At 64.9% G+C, this 23,006-nt stretch carries 18 protein-coding genes, 2 tRNA genes and 1 pseudogene; 13 read left to right on the top strand and 8 right to left on the bottom strand.

Annotated elements, in window-relative coordinates:
* On the bottom strand, positions 1 to 1,266 hold the full coding sequence (locus tag shn_RS07800) for a cyclopropane-fatty-acyl-phospholipid synthase family protein (RefSeq protein WP_064329900.1): 1,266 nt from the start codon (positions 1,264 to 1,266) through the stop codon (positions 1 to 3).
* A gap of 224 nt (positions 1,267 to 1,490) precedes the next feature.
* Here shn_RS07800 and shn_RS07805 point away from each other — a divergent pair, with 224 nt between their 5' ends.
* Both shn_RS07805 and shn_RS07810 read left to right on the top strand, forming a co-directional pair.
* Positions 1,491 to 1,703 carry a hypothetical protein gene (locus tag shn_RS07805; protein WP_064329901.1) on the top strand — a complete coding sequence of 71 codons (213 nt, stop codon included), beginning with the start codon at positions 1,491 to 1,493 and terminating at the stop codon, positions 1,701 to 1,703.
* 78 nt (positions 1,704 to 1,781) lie between these two features.
* Positions 1,782 to 1,973, top strand: a complete 192-nt coding sequence (locus tag shn_RS07810; protein WP_064329902.1) for a hypothetical protein — start codon at positions 1,782 to 1,784, stop codon at positions 1,971 to 1,973.
* Between the two features lie 83 nt (positions 1,974 to 2,056).
* Here shn_RS07810 and shn_RS07815 read toward each other — a convergent pair.
* Positions 2,057 to 2,131 (bottom strand) — tRNA-Asn (locus shn_RS07815).
* A 164-nt stretch (positions 2,132 to 2,295) separates the two neighbouring features.
* Between shn_RS07815 and shn_RS07820 the strand changes: the two genes are divergently transcribed.
* Both shn_RS07820 and shn_RS07825 read left to right on the top strand, forming a co-directional pair.
* A complete protein-coding gene (locus shn_RS07820) occupies positions 2,296 to 2,580 on the top strand; it encodes a hypothetical protein (RefSeq protein WP_064329903.1) in 285 nt (94 codons plus the stop codon).
* A gap of 70 nt (positions 2,581 to 2,650) precedes the next feature.
* Complete coding sequence (locus shn_RS07825; protein WP_064329904.1) at positions 2,651 to 3,127, top strand: DUF2938 domain-containing protein; 477 nt, start codon at positions 2,651 to 2,653, stop codon at positions 3,125 to 3,127.
* 210 nt (positions 3,128 to 3,337) lie between these two features.
* On the opposite strand, the gene shn_RS07830 is transcribed toward shn_RS07825, so the two are convergent.
* The 4 genes from shn_RS07830 to exbB all read right to left on the bottom strand — a co-directional run bounded on the left by shn_RS07830 (position 3,338) and on the right by exbB (position 5,518).
* Positions 3,338 to 3,616, bottom strand: coding sequence for a hypothetical protein (locus shn_RS07830; protein WP_064329905.1), 279 nt, complete (start codon positions 3,614 to 3,616; stop codon positions 3,338 to 3,340).
* A gap of 144 nt (positions 3,617 to 3,760) precedes the next feature.
* Positions 3,761 to 3,834 (bottom strand) — tRNA-Cys (locus shn_RS07835).
* Between the two features lie 198 nt (positions 3,835 to 4,032).
* Complete coding sequence (gene exbD / locus shn_RS07840) at positions 4,033 to 4,470, bottom strand: TonB system transport protein ExbD (protein WP_064329906.1); 438 nt, start codon at positions 4,468 to 4,470, stop codon at positions 4,033 to 4,035.
* A 4-nt stretch (positions 4,471 to 4,474) separates the two neighbouring features.
* Positions 4,475 to 5,518 (bottom strand): tonB-system energizer ExbB, encoded by a 1,044-nt coding sequence (gene exbB / locus shn_RS07845; protein WP_064329907.1) that lies wholly within the window; start codon positions 5,516 to 5,518, stop codon positions 4,475 to 4,477.
* A gap of 310 nt (positions 5,519 to 5,828) precedes the next feature.
* Between exbB and shn_RS07850 the strand changes: the two genes are divergently transcribed.
* From shn_RS07850 to exoR, 6 genes and pseudogenes are all read left to right on the top strand, one after another.
* Positions 5,829 to 6,479 (top strand): protein-L-isoaspartate O-methyltransferase, encoded by a 651-nt coding sequence (locus shn_RS07850; RefSeq protein ID WP_133035428.1) that lies wholly within the window; start codon positions 5,829 to 5,831, stop codon positions 6,477 to 6,479.
* A 258-nt stretch (positions 6,480 to 6,737) separates the two neighbouring features.
* Entirely contained in the window at positions 6,738 to 8,138 is a 1,401-nt protein-coding gene (locus shn_RS07855) for a TolC family outer membrane protein (protein WP_064329909.1), read from the top strand.
* A 210-nt stretch (positions 8,139 to 8,348) separates the two neighbouring features.
* A complete protein-coding gene (locus tag shn_RS07860) occupies positions 8,349 to 9,113 on the top strand; it encodes a PopZ family protein (protein WP_064329910.1) in 765 nt (254 codons plus the stop codon).
* A 139-nt stretch (positions 9,114 to 9,252) separates the two neighbouring features.
* The gene (locus tag shn_RS07865; RefSeq protein WP_064329911.1) at positions 9,253 to 12,180 is read left to right on the top strand and encodes a valine--tRNA ligase; all 2,928 of its coding nucleotides are present in this window, start codon (positions 9,253 to 9,255) and stop codon (positions 12,178 to 12,180) included.
* A 358-nt stretch (positions 12,181 to 12,538) separates the two neighbouring features.
* Positions 12,539 to 13,788: pseudogene (locus tag shn_RS07870) on the top strand (OmpP1/FadL family transporter).
* A gap of 364 nt (positions 13,789 to 14,152) precedes the next feature.
* Complete coding sequence (gene exoR, locus shn_RS07875) at positions 14,153 to 14,956, top strand: exopolysaccharide production regulator ExoR (protein WP_064329912.1); 804 nt, start codon at positions 14,153 to 14,155, stop codon at positions 14,954 to 14,956.
* 150 nt (positions 14,957 to 15,106) lie between these two features.
* Here the strand turns inward: exoR and xth are convergent, their stop codons facing one another.
* Both xth and erpA read right to left on the bottom strand, forming a co-directional pair.
* Positions 15,107 to 15,898: an exodeoxyribonuclease III gene (xth, locus tag shn_RS07880; RefSeq protein WP_064332485.1), complete on the bottom strand. Its 792-nt coding sequence runs from the start codon at positions 15,896 to 15,898 to the stop codon at positions 15,107 to 15,109.
* 30 nt (positions 15,899 to 15,928) lie between these two features.
* Positions 15,929 to 16,261, bottom strand: a complete 333-nt coding sequence (gene erpA / locus shn_RS07885) for an iron-sulfur cluster insertion protein ErpA (protein ID WP_064329913.1) — start codon at positions 16,259 to 16,261, stop codon at positions 15,929 to 15,931.
* Positions 16,262 to 16,479: 218 nt separating this feature from the next.
* On the opposite strand from erpA, the gene shn_RS07890 reads away from it, so the two are divergent.
* From shn_RS07890 to shn_RS07900, 3 genes are all read left to right on the top strand, one after another.
* Positions 16,480 to 17,700, top strand: a complete 1,221-nt coding sequence (locus shn_RS07890) for a deoxyguanosinetriphosphate triphosphohydrolase (RefSeq protein ID WP_064329914.1) — start codon at positions 16,480 to 16,482, stop codon at positions 17,698 to 17,700.
* 67 nt (positions 17,701 to 17,767) lie between these two features.
* A complete protein-coding gene (gene argS / locus shn_RS07895; protein WP_064332486.1) occupies positions 17,768 to 19,528 on the top strand; it encodes an arginine--tRNA ligase in 1,761 nt (586 codons plus the stop codon).
* Positions 19,529 to 19,591: 63 nt separating this feature from the next.
* A complete protein-coding gene (locus shn_RS07900) occupies positions 19,592 to 22,915 on the top strand; it encodes an SPOR domain-containing protein (protein ID WP_064329915.1) in 3,324 nt (1,107 codons plus the stop codon).
* The last annotated feature ends 91 nt before the right edge of the window (positions 22,916 to 23,006 follow it).

Genomic DNA, 23,006 nt, shown 5'->3' on the forward strand with positions numbered 1-23,006 from the left:
TCAGCCAGGGGACCGGGTATAGACGACCTGGCGAACGTCGATGTTGCGCGCCCGGAAACCCGCCTCGCAATAATAGAAGTAGAACTCCCAGAGCTTGCGGAAGCGCTCGTCGAAGCCGAGCGGCACGATGCACTCCCAGGCGGCCCAGAAGCGGTGGCGCCATTCGGCGAGCGTGCGGGCATAATCGTGGCCGAAGCCGATGTCGGAGGCCGTCGCGAGCCCGACCTGCCGGCCGAGGGAGGCGAGATGCTCGCGGGTCGGCAGCATGCCGCCGGGAAAGACGTATTTCTGGATGAAATCCGGATTGGCCCGGTATTCCGCATAGGCCTCCTGCAGGATGGTGATGATCTGCAGGCCCGCCCGGCCGCCCGGCTTCAGGCATTCGCTGAGTTTTGAGAAATAGGCCGGCCAGTAGCGTTCGCCGACCGCCTCGAACATTTCGATGGAGACGATGCGGTCATAGGTGCCGGTCTCGTCGCGGTAGTCCTGGAACTTCAGCTCGACCCGGTCGGCAAGGCCGGCCTTCGCCATGCGCTCGCGCGCGAAGGCGAGTTGCTCGCGGCTGATCGTCAGGCCCGTCACCTTGCAGCCGATCTCGCCTGCGGCGAACTCGGCAAAGCCGCCCCAGCCGCAGCCGATCTCCAGCACATGGTCGTTCGGGCCGATGCCGGTCGCCTCGGCCAGCGCGCGGTATTTGGCGACCTGGGCCGAGGTGAGGTCGTTCGCCCCGCCCGAATAGAGCGCGGAGGAATAGGTCATCGTCGGGTCGAGCCACTGCGAATAGAACTCGTTGCCGAGATCGTAGTGCGCCGAGATGTTGCGCTTGGAGCCGCGGCGGGTGTTGGCGTTCAGCCAGTGGCGGAATTTCTCCACGAGGCGGAGGAGGCCGCGCGGCCCGTTGGTATAGTTGCGGCCGACATTCGTATTGACGAGGAAGAGTTCGAGGAAGGCGCCGGCATCCGGGCTTTCCCAGTCGCCGTCCATATAGCTCTCCGCGACGCCGATCGTACCGGCGCTGACGGCGCGGTGGACGAGGTTCCAGTTGTTGAGCCGGACGAGGGCGTGGGGGCCGGGGGTCTTGCCGCGGATCACGAAGGTCTGTCCGTCCGGCACGGTCATGGCCAGCGCGCCGGTCTCCAGGCCCAGGAGGCCGCGCAACACCATCCTGGCGCGCAACGGCAGGCGCTTCGTGCGTTCGGCAAAATTGGCGGCCGTCAGTGTTTCGTGCTCGGAAAATGCCTTTTCTGAAATCATTTCAGTCGTCATCGATTGCCCCTCTGCCAACCCGACGTTGGGTGAAGGCTATCGTCAATGGCGGCGAACGCCAAGACGTGAATCGTGACAGGCCGGATCATGAAGGGGATGGTTGCGGATCGCAAAAGCGGCGGGTTTTAACGATCTGTTAGCAAACATGGTTAATTTTGCGTCTATCCGGCGTCGGCGGGAACGCAAATCCCGTTCGGCCGTTTGGAGGGAAAACGGGAGAGAGCATGATGTTTTTCGGATTTTTTCAGGCGAACCCGGCCACGCCAGAGGACGACATTGCAACCGGCACCTATGCGGATGGCGCGATCGGAACGCCGCTCGCCGACCTTTCGGCCCCGCCGCGCGACCGAAGCCAGGTCTTCCGCCGCACCCTCAAGGACCGGGACTACAGCCTCTCCCGCAAGGCCGGCCAGTCCGGCGCCGGAATGGTGGCCTGATACGAAGGGCGCCGGGAACAAAGCCTTGCCCCGGCGCGTTCCTTCCCTGTTCGAATACCGAACGGAGGAGGCACCCGGATGACGCATCACATCGACAATCGCCGGTTCACGCCCCCTAAGTCCCGCCATGTCCTCGACGTCATCGAACATTGCCGCAGGAACGGGCTGGGCAAGGCTGAGGAGCGCAAGCTGCTCCTGCTCTTCGGCCGCTTCGCCAGCCGCCACGAACTCCAGATGAACACGAAGCGCCCGCCGGCCAGCCCACGCTAGGCGATGCGGCTTTACAGAGCGGAAATCTGCCGATGGCTGAAAAGCAGAAGGGCCGCGCTATCCAGCGCAGCCCTTCAAGAATCTGGCTCCCCGGGCCGGATTCGAACCGGCGACCTGTCGATTAACAGTCGAATGCTCTACCGCTGAGCTACCAGGGATCATCCGCTCGCCGCGGAGTGAGCGCGTAATACAAATGCCTGATCGATTTGCCAAGCGCTTTTTGACAAAAAAATGCACGAGACTTGATTGATTGTGGAGAAGTCTCCAACTGGGAGATGGACGAGCCTTGGAAAACCAGGCGTTTGCGTGAAATGGACGGCGGATGACGACGCGAAAAACAAATATGCATTTCGGGATAGATCCCCGCACGCGGGAGATCGTGATCGGCTCATTGCGGATGAAACTGCCGGAATCGCGTTGGCTGCGCACCACGATCGGCGTCCTTCTCGTCGTCGGCGGTCTTCTCGGCTTCCTGCCGGTGCTCGGATTCTGGATGGTGCCGCTCGGCCTTCTGGTGCTTTCGCACGATTCCCCCTTCGTCCGCCGCCAGCGACGCCGGCTTGCCGTCTGGTGGGCGACCCGCAAGGCGCGGCGCAGTGCGCGCTGACGGGCTTTGTTGCATCGCCGGGACGGACCTGCTCTAACCGGGCAAGACAAGCTTTGGGCAAGGGGCGCATATGGAACTGCTGTTGAAGGGCGTGGCGATCGGCATCGGCGCCACCGTGCTGATGGACCTGTGGGCGGTTTTCCTCTGGAAGGTCTTCCGCCAGGCGCGGCCGAACTGGGCGCCGGTCGGCCGCTGGTTCTGGCACCTGAAGAACGGCATCGTCTTCCATGACGATATAGGAAAGGCAGAACCCCATACGTCGGAGCTCGCGCTCGGCTGGATCGGCCACTATGCCGTCGGCATTCTCTATGGCGTCATTCTGGCGCTGATCGTCGGGCAGGCCTGGTTCGCCGCCCCGACCTTCCTGCCGGCCTTTATCCTCGGCATCGTCACGGTCGGCGCCGGCTGGTTCCTGCTCCAGCCCGGCCTGGGGATCGGCGTGGCGGCGTCGAAGCTTCCCAATGCCAATCAGGTGCGGGTGCTCAATCTGGTTTCGCACACGGTTTTTGCCCTGGGGCTCTACGGAACGGCATTGTTGCTGCGGTGAGGGCAGGGCGCCGCATCGAGGTGCACGGCAGCCGTTCCGGCGTCTCAGGGGGCGTATGGGACGGCCAGCGTGGTCTCGCGGCAGCGACGTGACGTCAATCGGTCGCCCGACCCCGATCTAACGTTATCGGCAGTCGCGTCCCGCGCTGCTTCTGACAGGTTGTGGCGACCTCGTCCACCCATCCCGGCCTTTTCGTGCGCCCTGAACCGCTTACCGTCCCAGGCCGAACTCGACGATGTCGATTCTGCGCCGGGAGAGCAGTTCCAGGGAACGATCCGGCGCGATCCGGTAAACCTCCAGATATTCATCGCCGAACTGGTCGCGGAACCGGTGTTCGAAGGTACTGCCGATCGGCGCCTTCGTCAGCTTCGTCCGCGGCTGGCCCTTGTAGATGATACTCCCGGGAATCGGCTCCAGAGCGGAAGCGGCGGTGCAGCCCGTCAGGGCAAAGGCGATGGCGATGGCCGCGACGGTCTTGAGACTGGGCATCGGACTCTCTCCTGTTCATCTCGCTCGACCCGGCCGAATGCGAGCAGCCTGGTTCCGGGCAAAGCGCATGACGATGCGCTCAATACCATACGTGGGATATTGGGCAGTAAAATCAAGCCGGTAGATTATATAAAGGGGAGAGAGTGGAGGCCTCGCCGAGAATCGAACTCGGGTGCAAGGATTTGCAGTCCTCTGCGTAACCACTCCGCCACGAGGCCGTCCGTTTGCTATAAAGCGAGTGGTGCCGGGCGTTTAGAACGAATTGAGAAAGGGCGCAAGGGGCTTATTCCGAACACGCGGTTTTTTTCATCCGCGCGGATGTTCGCGAAGCATTCGTTGCCCTCGCCGGCAATCCGGCATGCGGCACGAGAAGGCCATGGGGCAGGGCGGCGCGCCCGCAGGCGCGCCTCGCCTTCTTATTGCTGCTGCGCCGGGGCGCCGCCTTCGAGGCCGACGAGGGCGATCTTGCCGTATCCGGCCGCGCGCAGCAGGTTCATCACATCCATGACATTGCCGTAGTCGACGGCCTTGTCGGCGCGCAGCAGGATGCGGGCCTCCTTGTTGCCTTCCGTCACCGCGTCGAGCTCCGGGCCGAAATTGTCGCGGGCGATCGCGCCATTGCCGATCGAGACCGTCAGGTCCTTCTTCAGCGTCATGAAGACCGGCTTGTCCTCGCGCGGCGTCGGCTGGGCGACGGAGGAGGGCAGGTCGACATTGATGTCGACGGTGGCGAGCGGGGCGGCCACCATGAAGATGATGAGCAGCACCAGCATGACGTCGATGAACGGCGTCACGTTGATCTCGCTGTTCTCCTCCAGGTCGTCGCCGCCGCCTTCCTTGATCTTGCTCGCCATGATGTCACCCGATCTTCACGACGGAGCCGGCGGCCCGTTCGTTGCGCTGCGTGCCGTGGCGCAGCGAGCGGCGCATGTCGAGGTCGCGGCTGGCCAGCCGCTCGATGGCGGCCGAGGCATCGGCAAGGTTCTGGCGGTAGCCGGTGATGGCGCGGGCGAGGAAATTGTAGATCACGACGGCGGGAATGGCGGCGACGAGGCCGATGGCCGTCGCCAGCAGCGCCTCGGCGATGCCGGGCGCGACGATGGCAAGGTTCGTGGTCTGCGCCTTCGAGATGCCGATGAACGAATTCATGATGCCCCAGACGGTGCCGAACAGGCCGACGAAGGGCGCCGTGGAGCCGATGGTGGCCAGCAGGCCCGTGCCCTTGGCGATGCGACGGCCGGCATGGACTTCCATGCGGGTGAGGCGCGAGGAGATGCGCTCCTTCACGCCGCCGTCCGAAACGTGGTCGAGCACGGGTTCGGAGGCTTCCATTTCCTCGCGGGCAGCGCGCGTCATGCGCGCGACGGTGCCGCGGTTGCGGCCGAGCGCCTGCTCGCCGTCTTCGAGGCCCCGGGCGACGATGAGCTGCCGCACGGCGCGGCTGGCGGAGCGCTGGGCTGCCGCCAGTTCGACGAGCTTGGCAAGAAGCACGGCCCAGGTGACGACGGAGGCGAAGGCAAGGCCGATCATCACGCCCTTGACGACGATGTCGGCCGCCATGAACATGCCCCAGGGGGAAAGGTCGTGCGGCAGGCCGGCCTGCCGCTCGCCGGCGCCGGCATCATCGACGGCATCGAGCTCGGTCGCGTCCTCGCCGTCGAAATCCTCGTCGGCCGCGGTCGCCGTGTCGCCGGCCACGGGCCGCGATGTCGTGGTCGTCGTCGTGGAGGCGCCGCTGGACTGTCCGGCTTCCGGCTGGCCATCTGTCTGGGCGGAGGTTCCCTGCACCTGGCCCTGGGTTTCCTGGGCCTGGGCCAGGACGGCCGGCGGAGTGGCGAGCGCCATCAGGATGATCGCGAATAGAAGTCGAGACCGTTTCAGCACGGTGTATTCCTCTTGCATGTCTCAATTCAAACGGTGCCCGTTCGAAAAACGGGCATGGTGCGGACGCCAGGCGCCGCGAAAACCTGACTGCTCAATACGACATTATGGCGGGGGCAGGCAATAATATGTTGAGTAATTTATTCATGATAAGCTCCGGAAAGTCCTGCAGCCGGCCGGGGCGAAACCGCGGAGGCGCGGTTTTTGCGCGCAGACGATCGCCGCCTATGGACACCCGGCCCGAAACCGCTCTAAGAGAATTGCGACGCATCCGGCATCGCAACCGGGCCTTCGTGCCGCGGTCTGCCGCTTACTCACAGGGCTAGAGATGATTGACTACAAAGCAGCGCGCACGAAGATGGTGGACAACCAGATCCGTACGACGGACGTCACGGCGCATGAAGTGCTCGACGCCTTCCTGACCGTCGCGCGCGAGGAATTCGTGCCCGCGGCCGTCAAGCCGCTCGCCTATATCGACGACGATATCCAGATTGCCCCCGGCCGCTACCTGATGGAGCCGTCGCCGCTCGCCAAGCTGATCCAGCTCGCCGAGATCGCCGCCACCGATGTCGTGCTGGAGGTCGGCTGCGGCACCGGCTATGCCTCGGCCATCCTCTCGCGCCTCGGCAGTTCCGTCGTGGCGCTGGAGAGCGATGCGGCGCTGGCCGCGAGCGCGACGGAAACGCTTGCCCGCCTCGGTTACGACAATGTCGCCGTCGTCACCGGCGATCTGGAGGCCGGCTATGCGCCGGAAGCGCCCTATGAGGTGATCTTCGTGCATGGCGCGGTGGAATTCGTTCCGCAGGCGCTCTTCGCCCAGTTGCGCGACGGCGGCCGCCTCGTCGTCGTCGAGGGGTATGGCAACGCCTCGCAGGCGCGGCTCTATATCAAGGAAGGCGGGCGCGTTTCCGAGCGCAACGTCTTCAACACCGCCGTCAAGCCGCTGCCGGGCTTCCGCAAGGCCAGGGAATTCGTGTTCTGAGCCAGTGCCGATGCGCACCCTTCCTGCAGGCCCGTTTGTTGCACTTTCGCAACGGGCCTGCCCTATTGTCGTTACCAAATCCTTCCTGACAGGCCTGACGACTGTTCCTGAATGAGTGAAGAGGCATTATCGCGGGCGGAGCGGACCCGTCCGCGGCCGGCCACCGATGCCGGATGAGATGTGCCCGGCCTTCGCGCCGGTGAGAAATGTGTGTAGGCAGCTCTCGCGACGGGCTGGCCAGGATCGGAGTTTCGTACTGTGTCCCTTCTTCGTCGAACCGCCCTTGCGCTCGCGCTCGCCACCGCCGTCCACGTCCTGCCGCATGCGGCGCTTGCCGAAACGCTGGCCGGCGCCATGGCCAAGGCCTACGAGAACAACCCGGACCTCAACGCCGCCCGCGCCGCCCTGCGCGCCATCGACGAGAACGTGACGATCGCCAAGTCCGGCATGCGGCCGCATGTGACGGGCGTGGCGGAGGCGGAAGCCAGCCGGACGAACCTTGATGTGCGGCCTCCTCGCGGCATTTTGGGAGGACAGGCCGGTCGGCAGACGGACTATGTCGCCTCCAGTTATGGCATCACGATCAGCCAGCAGGTCTTCGATGGCTTCCAGACGCTCAACCGTGTCAGGGCGGCCGAGGCGAATGTTCTGGCGAACCGCGAATCCCTGCGGGCTCAGGAAATCTCCATTCTTCTGGCGGCTGTGGAGGCCTACGCCAATATCGCGCGCGACCAGACGATAGTGTCCATCCGCAAGCAGAACATCGCCTTCCTGCGCGAACAGGTGAACGCCGCCAATGCGCGCCTCAATGTCGGGGAGGGGACGCGGACCGACGTCAGCCTCGCCGAGGCGGAACTGGCCTCCGCAAAGGCGTTGCTGACAGCAGCCGTCTCGTCGCTGAAGCAGAGTGAGGCGGCATATGTGCAGATCGTTGGCGAAATGCCGAAAGGTATCAAGCAGCCGTCGCCTGCCAAGAAGGCCATGCCGGGTTCGCTTGATAACGCCGTGGCGACGGGTATGCGCGAGAATCCGAATATTCTTGCTGCCATGCGCGGTGTTGACGCTGCCGGCTACAATGTGAAGGAGGCTGAAGGCGCCATGCTGCCGGGCGTCTCCCTGCAGGGAAGTGTCTATAAATCGGTCAATTCGGAAGATGGCCCCGCCGACAATCTGCGTGGGGCGGTATCTGCCCGCCTGACCGTTCCGCTCTATCAGGGCGGCGCGGAATACGGTCAGATTCGCCAGGCCAAGGAGCGGCTGGGCGAAAGCCAGTTGCTCGTCGATTCCGCGCGCATGGAAGTCCAGCGCACGATCGCCTCGGCGCATGCGCAATATGAGGCGGCAAATGCCTCGATCGCGGCCATCCGCGCGCAGATCGAGGCCGCCAACCAGGCGTTGAACGGTGTCATCGAGGAGCGAAATGTCGGCCAGCGCACGACGCTGGACGTGCTCAATGCCCAGCAGAACGTGCTCGATGCGCAGGAAGACCTTGCCGCCGTGCAGCGCAATGCGGTCGTGGCGAGCTATTCGCTGCTCGCCGCCACGGGCAGCCTGACGGTGCGCAGCCAGGGGCTGGAGGTCGCGGAATACCGCGCCGAAGTGCACTACGAGGCCGTCAAGGACAAGTGGTTCGGCCTGAGAACCGTCGACGGCAAGTAAGCCGTTTCCCGCAAGGCGAGATGGGGTTCCTGCGGCAGCGCGGGGCGATGGCGATCGCCTTGCCCTTGGCAGGGCAAACAAAACTGTGCATCACTGGGAACACATGATTCGCGGCGATTTAGTTCGTCGTCGAACTCGCCTAGGGTTTTCGTGATGTCCGGCAGGTCCCGTAGAGGCTGGCCAGGGACGCCGCAGAGAACGGGGATAGAAATGGCTCAGCCAAATGTCGCGCGTGAACCGTCCATGGATGAAATCCTGGCGTCCATTCGCAAGATCATCGAGAACAACGAAGCCATGCCGGACCTTGCGGCCGATGCCGAGGACGACGGCGGCTTCGACATCACGACGGAGAGCGAGGGCCGCACCCTGCTCGATCATCCGGGCGTGGTCGAACAGTTCCATGCCGAAGAACACCGCTCTGCCGCTGCCCAGCCGGTCCCGCGTGCCGAACCGGCGCAGGGCGGGCAGCCGGCCCTGTCGCTTGCCGATGTCGCCGCCCGTGTTCGCGCCGCCTCCGAGCGCCATGTCGCCAGCCGCGAGATGCCGGAGCCCGTTTCCGCCGAGCCGGTGCAGGCGCCGGCACGGGAGGAAAATCCGATCGTGACCGCGCGCATGGCAGCCAATGCCGGCCGCGTCGTGCCGGCATTCGAAACCGTCGCGAAGGCCGAGCCTGTCGCCGAAGCGGTGGCGGCGCCGATAGTCGAGCCGATCGCCGAGGAACGCGCCGCCGAGCCGGCTGCCGCCAGCCGGGATGTCGCCGCGATCGTCTCCCCGGATGTCGGCGCGCGCGTGGCCCAGTCCTTCGGCGCGCTGGCGCAGGCGCTCGACGCCGGCCCGCGCCGCTCCTTCGACGAGATCGCCGAGGAGATGCTGCGCCCGATGCTGCAGGAATGGCTGGACGACAACCTGCCGACGCTCGTCGAACGGCTGGTGCGCGAAGAGATCGAACGGGTGGCGCGCGGCCCGCGCCGCTGACCGACGCCGCCAATTCTTCAAAAGATTGGTTTAAGCCGCGCCGGAGCCCCCGGGGCGGCTTTTCTTCTGATATTGTTGACTTCGCCCCGGCCATCCGGTTTAGAAAACGCAACCGACAAACAGCAGGCCACGCACGAAAATGCTTGAAAAGAACTATGATTCCGCAGCGGTCGAGCCGCGCATTGCCAAGGCATGGGAAGAGGCGGACGCGTTCCGCGCCGGCGAGGGTGCAAAACCCGGCGCCGAGACCTTCACCATCGTGATTCCGCCGCCGAACGTGACGGGATCGCTGCATATGGGCCACGCGCTCAACAACACGCTGCAGGACATCATGGTCCGCTTCGAGCGCATGCGCGGCAAGGACGTGCTGTGGCAGCCGGGCATGGACCATGCCGGCATCGCGACGCAGATGGTCGTCGAGCGCAAGCTCGCGGCCGAGAAGCTGCCGGGCCGGCGTGAGATGGGCCGCGAGGCCTTCGTCGAGAAGGTCTGGGAGTGGAAGGCGGAATCGGGCGGCCTGATCTTCAACCAGTTGAAGCGCCTCGGCGCCTCCTGCGACTGGTCGCGCGAGCGCTTCACCATGGACGAGGGGCTGTCCGACGCCGTCCTTGAAGTCTTCGTCTCGCTCTACAAGGAAGGCCTGATCTATCGCGGCAAGCGGCTGGTCAACTGGGATCCGAAATTCGAAACGGCGATTTCCGACCTCGAGGTCGAGAACAGGGAAGTCGACGGCCACATGTGGCATTTCAAGTACCCGCTCGCCGGCGGGGAGACCTACACCTATGTCGAGAAGGATGCCGACGGCAACGTCGTCTTCCAGGAGGAGCGCGACTACATTTCCATCGCGACCACGCGCCCCGAGACGATGCTGGGCGATGGCGCGGTCGCCGTCCATCCCTCGGACGAGCGCTACGCGCCGATCGTCGGAAAGCTCTGCGAGATCCCGGTCGGCCCCAAGGAACACCGCCGCCTCATCCCGATCATCACCGACGAGTATCCGGAACCCGACTTCGGCTCCGGCGCGGTGAAGATCACGGGCGCGCACGATTTCAACGACTACCAGGTCGCCCGCCGCAACAACATCCCGCTCTACCGCCTGATGGACACGCGCGCCGCCATGCGCGCCGACGGCGAGCCCTATGCCTTCTACGCGGCGCAGGCGCTCGACATCGCGAGGACCGGCAACCTGCCGAACGAGGCCGAGGTCGACGACATCAACCTCGTTCCCGACGAATATCGCGGCCTCGATCGCTACGAGGCCCGCAAGCGCATCGTCGAGGCGATCAATGCCGAGGGGCTGGCGGTCACCGTCAAGGATGCCGAAGGCAACGACGTGCCCTTCGTCGAGAACAAGAAGGTCATGCAGCCGTTCGGCGACCGCTCCGGCGTCGTCATCGAGCCGATGCTGACCGACCAGTGGTTCGCCGACGCTGCGACGCTGGCGAAACCCGCCATCGCCTCCGTCCGCGAGGGCCGCACCAACTTCGTCCCGAAGAACTGGGAAAAGACCTATTTCGAGTGGATGGAGAACATCGAGCCCTGGTGCATCTCCCGCCAGCTCTGGTGGGGCCACCAGATCCCGGCCTGGTACGGCCCGGACGGCCAGGTCTTCGTGGAAAAAACCGAGGAGGAGGCGCTGCACGCCGCCATCCAGCACTACATCGCCCATGAGGGCCCGTGGAAGGCCTGGGTCGAGGAGAAGCTGGAGAACTTTGCCCCCGGCGACATCCTGACCCGCGACGAGGACGTGCTCGACACCTGGTTCTCCTCCGCGCTCTGGCCGTTTTCGACGCTCGGCTGGCCGGAACAGACGCCGGAACTGGAAAAATACTACCAGACCGACGTGCTCGTCACCGGTTTCGACATCATCTTCTTCTGGGTCGCCCGCATGATGATGATGGGCCTGCACTTCATGAAGGACGAATTCGGCAATCCGGTCGAGCCGTTCCACACCGTCTATGTCCACGCCCTGGTGCGCGACAAGAACGGGCAGAAGATGTCGAAGTCGAAGGGCAACGTCATCGACCCGCTCGAACTGATCGACGAATACGGCGCGGACGCGCTGCGCTTCACGCTGGCCATCATGGCCGCGCAGGGGCGCGACGTGAAGCTCGACCCGGCCCGCATCGCCGGCTACCGCAACTTCGGCACCAAGCTGTGGAACGCCACGCGTTTTGCCGAGATGAACGGCGTTGCGACCGATCCGAAATTCGTGCCGGAAGCGGCCTCGCTGACGATCAACCGCTGGATCCTGACGGAACTCGCCCGCACCGCGCGCGACGTCACCGAGGCGATCGAGACCTACCGCTTCAACGACGCGGCGAGCACGCTCTACCGCTTCGTCTGGAACCAGTTCTGCGACTGGTACCTGGAATTGCTGAAGCCGGTGTTCAGCGGCGAGGATGCCGCGGCGAAGGCGGAATCGCAGGCCTGCGCGGCCTATGTCCTGGAGGAGATCTACAAGCTCCTGCATCCGTTCATGCCCTTCATGACGGAAGAGCTCTGGGCGCACACGGCCGGTGAGGGCAAGACGCGCGAAACCCTGGTCTGCCACGCCGAATGGCCGTCGCCGGCCTATGGTGACGAGGCGGCCGCCGACGAGATCAACTGGCTGATCGACCTTGTCTCCGGCATCCGCTCGGTGCGCGCCGAAATGAACGTGCCGCCGAGCGCGACGGCACCGCTCGTCATGGTGGGTGCCAATGCGATGACGAGGAAGCGCCTCGAAACGCACGATTCGGCGATCCGGCGCCTTGCCCGTGTCGAGCAGATCCGCCTGGAGGATACGGCGCCCAAGGGCGCGGCGCAGATCGTCGTCGGCGAGGCGACCGCCTGCCTGCCGCTCGGCACGCTGATCGATCTGGCGGCCGAAAAGGCCCGCCTCGAAAAGGCGATCGACAAGGCGAAGGCGGAGGCCGCGCGCATCGAGGGCAAGCTGTCGAACGAGAAGTTCGTCGCCAATGCCAAGCCGGAGGTGGTCGAGGCCGAGCGCGAGCGTTTCGCCGAGCTGGAGCAGCAGCTCGCCAGCCTCGCAGTGGCGCTCGCCCGCGTGAGCGAGGCGGGCTGATTCCCGTAAAATTTGTGGGGAAGCTTTGAAAACCGTGCCGGAACCCCCGGCGCGGTTTTTTATTCGCCGGCTTGCGCGCAATACCGCGGCTGTGTCCGGAATGTGACAGGCGGTCGTCGTTATGGAAAAGATAACTCTTAATTAGCACAAAATTCGTAATCCTTGAAAAATCGTTTCTGGTCGTTCAACTGCTGAGGGTCTTCATGAAAATCTTACGTAATTTTTTGAACACCCAATCGGAAATGAGGGACAAGAACTGGGGTTTGCCAATTTCGCGGTCCTCTTCGATAGTCGGGGTGGAGAGGCGCGACGCAGAGGCAGCTATCGTTTGCGCCGGCGTTTTGCAGGGGAGGATTGCATGAAACGGAAGAACATCAGCCTTGGGATGACGGCGATTGCCCTGCTGGCCGCGACATCCGCGCAGGCCGGCGGCCTGGAGCGTGGCGGGTACAATATCGACCTCTTGTTCGATCCCTCGGACTACGTCTTCGAATCGGCGGTGACCTTCGTCAATCCGCAGCGCGACATGAACAATGTTCGCGACAACATTCCCCTCGACGGCGACCTGAACGGCCTGCCCAGCAACGGCATTCGCGATACGGAAAGCTACTGGGTGCCGCGCATCGGCTTCAAGGCGGCGATCACCGATGCGATCGACTGCATGGCCGACTATTCCCAGCCCTGGGGCGCGCACATCAATCCCGGCCGCAACTGGGCGGGCGCCAACGACAATGTCGAGACCAAGATCGAGAGCCATAACTACGCGGCGACCTGCTCCTATTCCTTCGACATGGGCCGGGCCAGTTCCGCGTGATCGGCGGCGGTTTCTACCAGGAGGTTTCCGGCTTCAAGGACCGCCTCGTCTTCGCCATGCCCGAGGGCTCGCCGCTGAACGGCATGGGCCGCCTGAAGCTGGAAGGCGATGGCTGGGGCTGGCGCGCCGGCATCGCCTACGAGATCGAGGAATATGCGCTGCGCACCAGCCTCGTCTACAACAGCGCGGTGAAGCTCGACGACATCACCGGCACCATGGACCTGCGCCAGGTTCCCGGCGCCGTCCTGCCGGGTTTTGCCGGTGTCAACACGCCGGTCTTCGGCTCTGCCGACATGCCCGATTCACTGGAGTTCAAGTTCCAGACGGGCATCGCTCCGGACTGGCTGGCCTTCGGCTCGGTCAAGTGGACAGACTGGAGCCAGCTGCAGAGCCTGCCTTTCTGCCCGATCGCCACGCGCGGCATCGACTGCCGCACGAGCGGCCCGACGGAGGTGACCTCGCTCGACCTGCTCTATCGCGACGGCTGGACCGTTTCGGGCGGCATCGGCCACAAGTTCAACGACAAGCTCAGCGGCGCCGTGAGCCTGACCTGGGACCGCGGCACGAGCACCGGCATCGGCACGCATGCCGACACCTGGACCGTCGGCACGGGCCTTTCCTATGCGGCGAACGAGAATGTCGAGTTCCGCCTGAGCGGCGCGCTCGGCATCCTGACGAGCGGCTCGTCCGGCCAGATTGTCAAGGACGGCCGCACCTTTGGCCGCCGTGTCTCCTATGATTTCGACAACGACCTGGTGACGGCGATCTCCACGTCGCTGAAGATCAAGTTCTGATCTTTCCGACCAGCAAACGGACAGAATCGGGCCCGGTGTCATCACCGGGCCCTTTTTCTTGGTTAACACTTCGTTGCTTCACGGCAGGCTTGATGGAAAGAGCACAGCGACGCCTGAAAATATGTGACGGAATCGCAACACTTTTTTTCCCAGAGTTTGCTACACATTCGGGGAAGCGACGAAATGTCCATTTCCCGCCACAAACGGGGCGCAGCGATACGGACATGTAGACGCGTGGAACCGCGCCAAGGAAACGATGAGCCAGCCGATGTCATTGCCGCCGGAACTGCCGGAAATCCGCACGAAGATCGTGCGTTCCCGGTTTGGCGCAAGGACGAAGGTTCGGCGCGGAATAGTAGAAGTGATGCCGAAGTCCGAGTTGATGCCGATGAAAGTAGTGGTATTGGGTCTTTGTCTTTCGCTCTCCTTCGGAGCGGCGTCCCAGGCTCTCGCATTCGATCCCCAGTCCGGCGTCAGCAAGGAAAGCGGGCCCTTCGATCTCTTCAAGTTCGGCTTCTTCTCCTACAAGGAGGGGCGCAAGAGCGACGCCGTCGAGGCCTATCGCTATGCCGCCGAAAAGGGCCATACGGGCTCGCGCTGGGCGCTCGCCAACATGTATGCCGACGGCGACGGCGTGCCGGAGAACGACCTCGAAGCCTTCAAGATGTACAGCGAGATCGCCCGGGCCGGCGTGGAGCCGGGCTCGGAGGATACGGGCTACTTCGCCAATGCGCTGATCGCGCTTGCCAGCTACTATCGCCGCGGCATTCCGGACAGCCCCGTCAAGGTCGACATGACGCAGGCCCGCCAGCTCTATTTCCAGGCTGCCTCCGCCTTCGGCATTCCCGAAGCCCAGTTCCAGCTCGGCCGCATGATGCTTTCGGGCGAGGGCGGCGGTGTCAGCGTGCACCAGGCCAAGAAATGGCTGAACCGTGCGCGCAACAACGGCCATGCCGGCGCCATGGGCCTTTTCGGCAACATCCTCTTCCAGGAAGGCCAGACGGCCCGCGGCCTTGCCTTCATGACTGCCGCGCTCGACCATTGCCCGCCGAAGGACTGCGGCTGGCTGCAGGCCACGCAGGAAGAAGCCTTCTCCGTCGCCAGCGAGGCCGACCGCCGCAAGGGCGTGGCACTCGCCCAGAGCATCCGGTTCAGCCCGGAAGAATAGCGGCAGGATAACAGCCCCTCATCCGGCCTGCCGGCCACCTTCTCCCCGCAGGCGGGGAGAAGGGACTTGTGGCAAGGCCGTGCGCCATCTTCCTTCTCCCCGCCTGCGGGGAGAAGGTCGCGGCAGCGGGATGAGGGGCGGCTCTGTCCCTTACGCCGCGTAATCCAGCACCGCCACGACCGGCACATGGTCGGACGGCTTCTCCCAGTTGCGCACATGCTTTTCGACCGCCGTCGAGACGAGGCGGTCCGCGGCTTCGGCCGACAGCATGAGATGGTCGATGCGGATACCGAAATTCTTCGGCCAGCAGCCGCCCTGGTAGTCCCAGAACGTATAATGCGGCACGGCATCGGTGGAGGCGCGCACGGCGTCCGTGAGGCCGAGATTTTCCAGGCGTCGGAAGGCCTGGCGGGTCGGCGGCAGGTAGAGCGCGTCCCGCTCCCAGACCTTCACGTCCCAGCAGTCGTGCGGCTCGGGAATGACATTGTAATCGCCGGCAAGGATCAGCGGCTCCTCGAGCGCCAGCCGGTCCTCGGCAAAGGCGATCAGCCGGTCCATCCAGGAAAGCTTGTAGGGATACTTGACCGGGTCGTCCGCCGGATTGCCGTTGGGCAGGTAGATGGAGCAGAATCGGATTGCGCCGCCCTTTACGGAGAACACACCCTCGATGAAGCGGGACTGCTCGTCGCCGTCACCGCCGGGAAGGCCCCGGTTCACCTCGTCCGGCCGGATCTTCGAGAGGAGGGCGACGCCGTTGAAGCCCTTCTGGCCGTGCGTTTCGACATGATAGCCGAGCGCCTCGATCTCGCCGCGCGGAAACCCTTCGTCGATCGTCTTGATTTCCTGGAGCCCGACGATGTCGGGATTGGAATCTTTCAGCCAGGCGACGAGATTGTCGATGCGCGCCCGCACGCCGTTGATGTTCCAGGTGGCAATCTTGATCGGCATGCGGGTTCCCGTGATTTTGATTGATTAGATCGAGAAACTGGTGCCGCAGCCGCAACTGGCGACGGCGTTCGGGTTCTTGATCTGGAAGGACTGGCCGAGCAGGTTGTCGACGAAATCGATCTCGGATCCGTCCATGTAGACGAGGGAGAGCTGGTCGATCAGCACCTTGGCATTGTCCCGTTCGAGCACCAGGTCGTCGTCCTGCTGGTCCTCGACGAGGTCGAATTTGTAGGAAAAACCGGAACAGCCGCCACCCTCGACGGAGACGCGCAGCGCCTGTTTTTCGGGCGAGGCCGTGAGGATCGACGCGATACGCCGGGCGGCGGCGTCGGAAATGGTAACGGACTTGTCGGTCATGTCTGCCTCCTGCCGGGGTCAAGATCCGGAGAGAATCGCTATCCTGCACGAACGGCGACTTTGCCGTTCCCGGCGCGGCCTGCTGCGAACCGTCTCACACAAATCCTTGAAAAGGCTTGTATTTCAAGCTCGGCTTGCAGCCGGACTTGCCGCTGTGCACACTATAGGTATGAAGGCATTGCGGCCGCGTCAATGGGCGGCGTGAATGCAGGTGAAGAATGACGTTCGACAGACATGCGCTGGGTTTCGGCGCGGGGCAACGCGCCATCTATGCCTCCGACCCCTGGGCGACCCGTGGACGGCTCCATCCCGAAGCGGAAAGCCCGACGCGGTCGGATTTCCAGCGCGACCGCGACCGCATCGTGCACACCACGGCGTTCCGCCGCCTCAAGCACAAGACGCAGGTCTTCATCGCCGCCGACGGCGACCATTACCGCACGCGCCTGACCCACACGATCGAGGTGGCGCAGATCGCCCGCGCGCTGGCCCGTGCCCTGAAGCTCGACGAGGACCTCGCCGAGGGCGTGGCTCTGGTGCACGATTTCGGGCACACGCCCTTCGGCCATACCGGCGAGGACGCGCTGCACGAGGTGCTGAAACCCTTCGGCGGCTTCGACCATAACGCCCAGTCGCTGCGCATCGTCACCAAGCTGGAGCGACGCTATGCCGAGTTCGACGGGCTGAACCTCACCTGGGAAAGCCTCGAAGGCCTCGTCAAGCACAACGGGCCGCTGATCGGCCCGACGGGCGAATGCACCCATGGCGACGAGGTGCCACGGCCGATCCTCGACTATTGCGCCACGCACGATCTGGAGCTCGGCAGCTTCGCCAGCATGGAGGCGCAGGTCGCGGCGATCGCCGACGACATCGCCTACAACACCCATGACATCGACGACGGCCTGCGCTCGGGCTATCTCACCTTCGAGATGCTGGAGGAGGTGCCGTTCCTCGCCAGGCTGATGCACGACGTGCGCGCGCGCTATCCGGGCCTCGAAGCCTCGCGCTTCACCCACGAGATCATGCGCCGCCAGATCACCGCCATGGTGGAGGACGTGATCGGCTATACCCAGCAGGCGATCCGCGAGGAGCGGCCGGAAAGCGCCGAGGACGTGCGCAGGGCGCGCCGCTGCCTTGCGACCTTCTCCGCGGAGATGGCGGTCACCGACAAGCAGATCAAGAAGCTGCTGTTCTCGCGCATCTACCGGCACCCGGAGGTGATGCGGGTGCGGGCGAACGCCGCCTCGATCCTCACGGACCTCTACCACGCCTATATGGACGACCCGCAGCTCATGCAGGGACACTACTGGGTGGACCGCATCGCGACCATGCCGGAATCGGCCCGCGCCCGCCATGTCGGCGACTATCTCGCCGGCATGACCGACAATTACGCGGTCAACACGCACCGTCGGCTGTTTGACCATACCCCCGATTTGCGATAGTCAGCCGGCCACCTGAACTTCTTCGCAGGAATGGCCCGGAAGGGCTTGCTGCGCGCGGATGGATGAGATGAACCTTTTTACAGACTTCGACAGCAGAATCAAAAACGTACTCGAAGGACTTGAGATCGTCCGTGAAAAGCGCGCCGACCTCGACTTCGGCCGTATCAGCGTCGAACCGCCGCGCGATGCGAGCCATGGCGATGTCGCGACCAATGCCGCGATGGTGCTGGCAAAGCCGCTCGGGCTCAACCCGCGGGCGCTGGCCGACCTCATCGTCGCCGAGCTGAAGAAGGATCCGGAAGTGGCTGATGTCGGCGTCGCCGGCCCCGGCTTCATCAATGTCCGCCTCTCCGTTCCCTATTGGCAGAAGCTGCTGGCCGCGATCGTCCGGGCCGGCACCGATTACGGCCGGGGTGCGCAGGGTGCCGGCCGCAAGGTCAATGTGGAATATGTCTCGGCCAACCCGACCGGCCCGATGCATGTCGGCCATTGCCGCGGCGCCGTCGTCGGCGATGCGCTGGCCAACCTGCTCGCCTTTGCCGGCTATGCCGTGACCAAGGAATATTACATCAACGATGCGGGCTCGCAGATCGACGTGCTCGCGCGCTCGGCCTTCCTGCGCTACCGCGAGGCGCTCGGCGAGACGATCGGCGACATCCCGTCGGGCCTCTATCCGGGGGACTACCTGGTGCCGGTCGGCGAGGCGCTGGCCGAGGAGTTCGGCACGACGCTGCGCGCCATGCCGGAGCACCAGTGGATGCCGATCGTCAAGGAAAAGACGATCGACGCGATGATGGCGATGATCCGCGAGGACCTGGCCGCCCTCAACGTCACGCACGACGTCTTCTTCTCCGAACGCTCGCTGCATGCCGGCAACGGCGCGCCGATCCGCACCGCGATCAACGACCTCACCTTCAAGGGCCATGTCTACAAGGGCGTGCTGCCGCCGCCGAAGGGCCAGTTGCCGGAAGACTGGGAAGACCGCGAGCAGACGCTCTTCCGCTCGACGGAGGTCGGCGACGACATCGACCGCCCGCTGATCAAGTCGGACGGCTCCTATACCTATTTCGCCGCCGACGTCGCCTACTTCAAGGACAAGTTCGACCGCGGTTTCGACGAAATGATCTATGTGCTCGGCGCCGACCATGGCGGCTACGTCAAGCGCCTGGAGGCCGTCGCGCGCGCCGTCTCCGAAGGAAAGTCGAAGCTGACCGTTCTGCTCTGCCAGTTGGTCAAGCTGTTCCGCAACGGCGAGCCCGTGAAGATGTCGAAGCGCTCCGGCGACTTCGTCACGCTCCGGGACGTGGTCGACGAGGTCGGCCGCGATCCGGTGCGCTTCATGATGCTCTACCGCAAGAACAGCGAGCCGCTCGACTTCGACTTTGCCAAGGTGACGGAGCAGTCCAAGGACAATCCGGTCTTCTATGTGCAATATGCCCATGCGCGCTGCATGTCGGTGTTCCGCCAGGCGGCCGAGGCGTTTGCGGACCTCGATCTCGCCGGGCTCGATCTCGCCGCCGCGATCGAGGGCAACATCGCCGATCCGGCCGAATTGCAGCTTCTTGCGAAGCTCGCAGAATATCCGCGTGTGGTGGAGGGCGCTGCACTGGCGCACGAGCCGCATCGCATCGCGTTTTACCTCTATGATCTTGCCAGTGCATTCCACGCGCACTGGAACAAAGGCAAAGAGCAGCCGGAATTACGGTTTGTTAACGATAAAAATAGAGAATTGAGTATCGCCAGACTTGGGCTGGTGCACGCTGTCGCCTCTGTTCTTAAGTCGGGCCTGTCCATTACAGGCACGGCTGCGCCGAACGAAATGCGGTAACGTCACCATTTGCCCACAATAAGCTGGCAAACGCGTTTTTGTAGCTTGTGAGTGGGAAGCAGTATGGCAGACAAGAACTTCGCGCGAAGCGGAACCGCTGACACGGATCTCCTGGCGGACGACGACCCGTTGGCCGAGCTTACCCGTCTCGTCGGCTACGAACCGCGTCCGGTCCAGGACGTCAGCAAGTCTTCCTCCGAGCCCGCTCACGCGGTCCCGCGGATGGACAATCCCGTGCTCGCCCTCGAGGACGAGCTGATGCGGGCCTTCGAGCAATACGATACGCCGCGCCGCGAGAGCGTCGAGCCGGTCGTCGCCGAGCGCGCCGCGCCGCACCATGTCGAGCCCGTCTTCGATATGCCCGAGCCGGTCGCCGAGGAGCGCGACGCCATTCTCGACGAGGTGCCGACGCGTGATACGACGCCGCGTGATGCCGCTCATCGCGACCCCTCCTTCGAGGAGCAGTTTTTCGGCGCCGAGCCTTCCTTCGAGGAGGAGCGCCCGGTCGAGGTGGAGCAGCCGGCTGTCGCCGTGAGCGATGCCGATCGTGCGCCGGCGTTCGAAGAGCCCGTGGTCGAACAGTCCTACGCCGAACGGTCCTACGTGGAAGAGGTCGCCGCCGACGCGGCGCCCGTCGAGGCCGAGCCGGAGCTGGAGTTCGATCCGGCCCTGCTTCTTGCCGACGAGCTCGAAGCGGCCGTACACGACGTGCCTGCCGTCGATGCCGAGCCGACGGTGCATGTCGGCCGCCAGTTCGTCGACCGGCTGGAGCCGCGCTTCGAGCCGCCCGTGCGCAGCGAACCCATCGTCGAGACCCCGCTTGCCGCCAGTGCCGACGAGCGCCAGCCCGTCGTCCTCGGCTTCCAGCCGCTCGCCCCGGAGGAAAACCCGATCGACGAGATCGGCCTCGATCTGGAACGCGAACTGGAGCTTTCGATCGGTGACGGCTTTGCCGACGACCTGCTCTCCGAAGTCCACGGCACCGATGCCAGGCAGGCCGGCAACGAGCCGACCCTGCAGGACTGGATGTCCGACGCGGCGAGCCACGCTGTTTCCGAGCCTTTCCATGCCGAGCCGGCCTATGCCCGGGACGAGCCGCACTTCGTCGCCGAAATGCCGTTCGAGACGCCGGAGGACCGCGCCCGCGCCGTGGCCGCAGCCGAGACGCAGTGGCAGGACGCCGAGCCGGTACACGATGCCGCGCCGGACTACCGGCTGGAATCGGTCGAGCCGGGCCGCAATTACGATGCGGATTCCCTTTTGGCCGAGGTCGAGCGCTATCCCGTTCCCGACAGCCGCTCTCCGCTCGGGACGGCCACGCTCGCTGCTGCCTCGCTCGCCGCCGTGAGCGCGACGCCGCGCAGCGGCATGGCCAACGTTTCCTCGATCTTCGGCCGCGCAACGCCCGTCGCGCATCGCCAGCCGTCCGTCGAGACGGCCCGCACGCCCGTGGTCGAAACCGCGCGTGAACCGGCGATCGAGCCCGTCCAGAGCCCGGCGGTGGAAGCCTATCGCGAGCCGGTCGTCGAAGCCCGCCGCGAGCCCGTTGCCGTGTCGACCCCGGCGGCAGCCGAGCCGGAACCCGATTTCGACAATCTGGAATTCGACCTCTCCGATATCGACCTCGATCTTTCCGATTTTTCGCTCGACGAGGAGCCGGTGCGCCAGGAGGCCAAGGTACCGGAGACGCGCCTTGAAGCCCGTCCGGAGCCTCGTATCGAGGCCGCAAGGTCCGTCGAGATGCCGACGCCCGTGCGCCGCGAGCCGGCCGTCGCCGTTCCCGTCTCGACCTACACCGCGCCGCAGCCCGTGATCGCCGAAACGGCCGATGGCGCGCTGCCGTTCGATCCGACGATGATCGCCGAGACGGACGAGGGCGTTTCCCCGGTCACCGAACTCGACGTGCCGCAGCTTCCCGTCATCGAGAAGGAAAAGCCGCCGGCCTACCAGCCCGACTACGATTTCGACATCGACGCGGAAATGGCGCAGCTCTTCACCGAGCCGGCCGCCAAGACGCGCGGCGAGGACCTGTCGGCGGGCGTTGCCGTCGGCGCGGTTGCCGCGGCCGCCAGCCAGCCGGTGGCACAGATCAACGATGTCGACGATTTCGAACGCGCCCTGGAAGAGGATTTCCGCCGCTCGCTGAACCAGCCTGAGCGCATGGCGATCCCCGTCGACCCGGGCCAGGCCAACACGCTCTATGCCGGCGACGGCTATGATGATGAACAGTCCCGCCCGCGGCGCGGCCTGCTGATCGCCGCTTCCATCGCGGCCCTGCTTCTGGTCGGCGGCGGGGGCGTCTATGCCTGGACGGCCTTTACCGGCGGCACGGCTGGCTCCGGTGAGCCGCGCGTCATCCTTGCCGACAAGGACCCGGTCAAGATCGTGCCCGAGGAGAAGGGCGGCAAGACCGTGCCGAACCAGGACAAGGCGGTCTATGACCGCGTTGCCGGCGATACGGCCGCAACGCCGCAGCAGGAACAGCTCGTCACCTCGACGGAAGAGCCCATCGATGTCGTGCAGCGCACGCTGACGCCGGAAACCCTGCCGTTCGACGGCCCGGAAGACGGCGTCGAGGCGGTCATCGCGGCGGAAAACGAAAACCGCGTCCTGCCGGGCGTCGACGAGCCGGAAACGGCGACGGCCGAAGGCGGCAACAAGCCGCTGGTCTCGCCGCGCAAGGTCAAGACGATGATCGTCAAGCCGGACGGCACGCTCGTCGCCCGCGAAGAGACGGTCGGCGAAGCAGCGACGGAAGTCGCCGGCCTCGACGCCAAGGCGACCGCCACCACCGGCAGCGCCTCGGGCGAGGCCGCCGCCACGGCCAATGCGACGGTCGACACCAATGCCTCGCTCAGCGCCGAGCAGGCGGCGAGCGAGGGCCAGCCGCGCTCCGTGCTGGCGGAAGTCGCCGATGCCGAGGTCGAAGACACCGCGCCGGTGCGCACCGTGAAGACGACGACGATCGGCGCCACGACCGGTTCGACGGACGGCAATGCGCCGGTTCCGGGCACCCGCCCGATCGACCAGCCGGTCACCGTGGTCGGCACCGTCACCGAAAACGGCAATGTCTCGGGCACCCAGACCGCCGAAGCCAGGCCGACGCAGACGGCGGAACAGACCCAGGTCGCGGCCGTCGCGCCGGGAAGCTACGTCATCCAGATCGCCTCGCTGCCCTCGGAGGCGGAAGCGCAGAAGAGCTACAATTCGCTCTCCTCGAAGTTCTCCTCCGTCATCGGCGGGCGCGGCGTGGACATCAGGAAGGCGGAGATCCCGAACAAGGGCACCTACTTCCGCGTCCGCATCCCGGCCGGCTCGCGCGAGGAGGCCAATGCGCTCTGCAACCGCTACAAGAGCGCCGGCGGCAGCTGCCTCGTCACCCGCTGAGGGGACACCGATTTCCTGGAGAGGCGCGGGCATGGTCCGCGCCTCTTCGATTCCGACCGGCCGCTGCCGCATGGGCGGGCAGGGCGCACCC

The organism is Shinella sp. HZN7, from assembly GCF_001652565.1.
Lineage (GTDB): Bacteria > Pseudomonadota > Alphaproteobacteria > Rhizobiales > Rhizobiaceae > Shinella > Shinella granuli.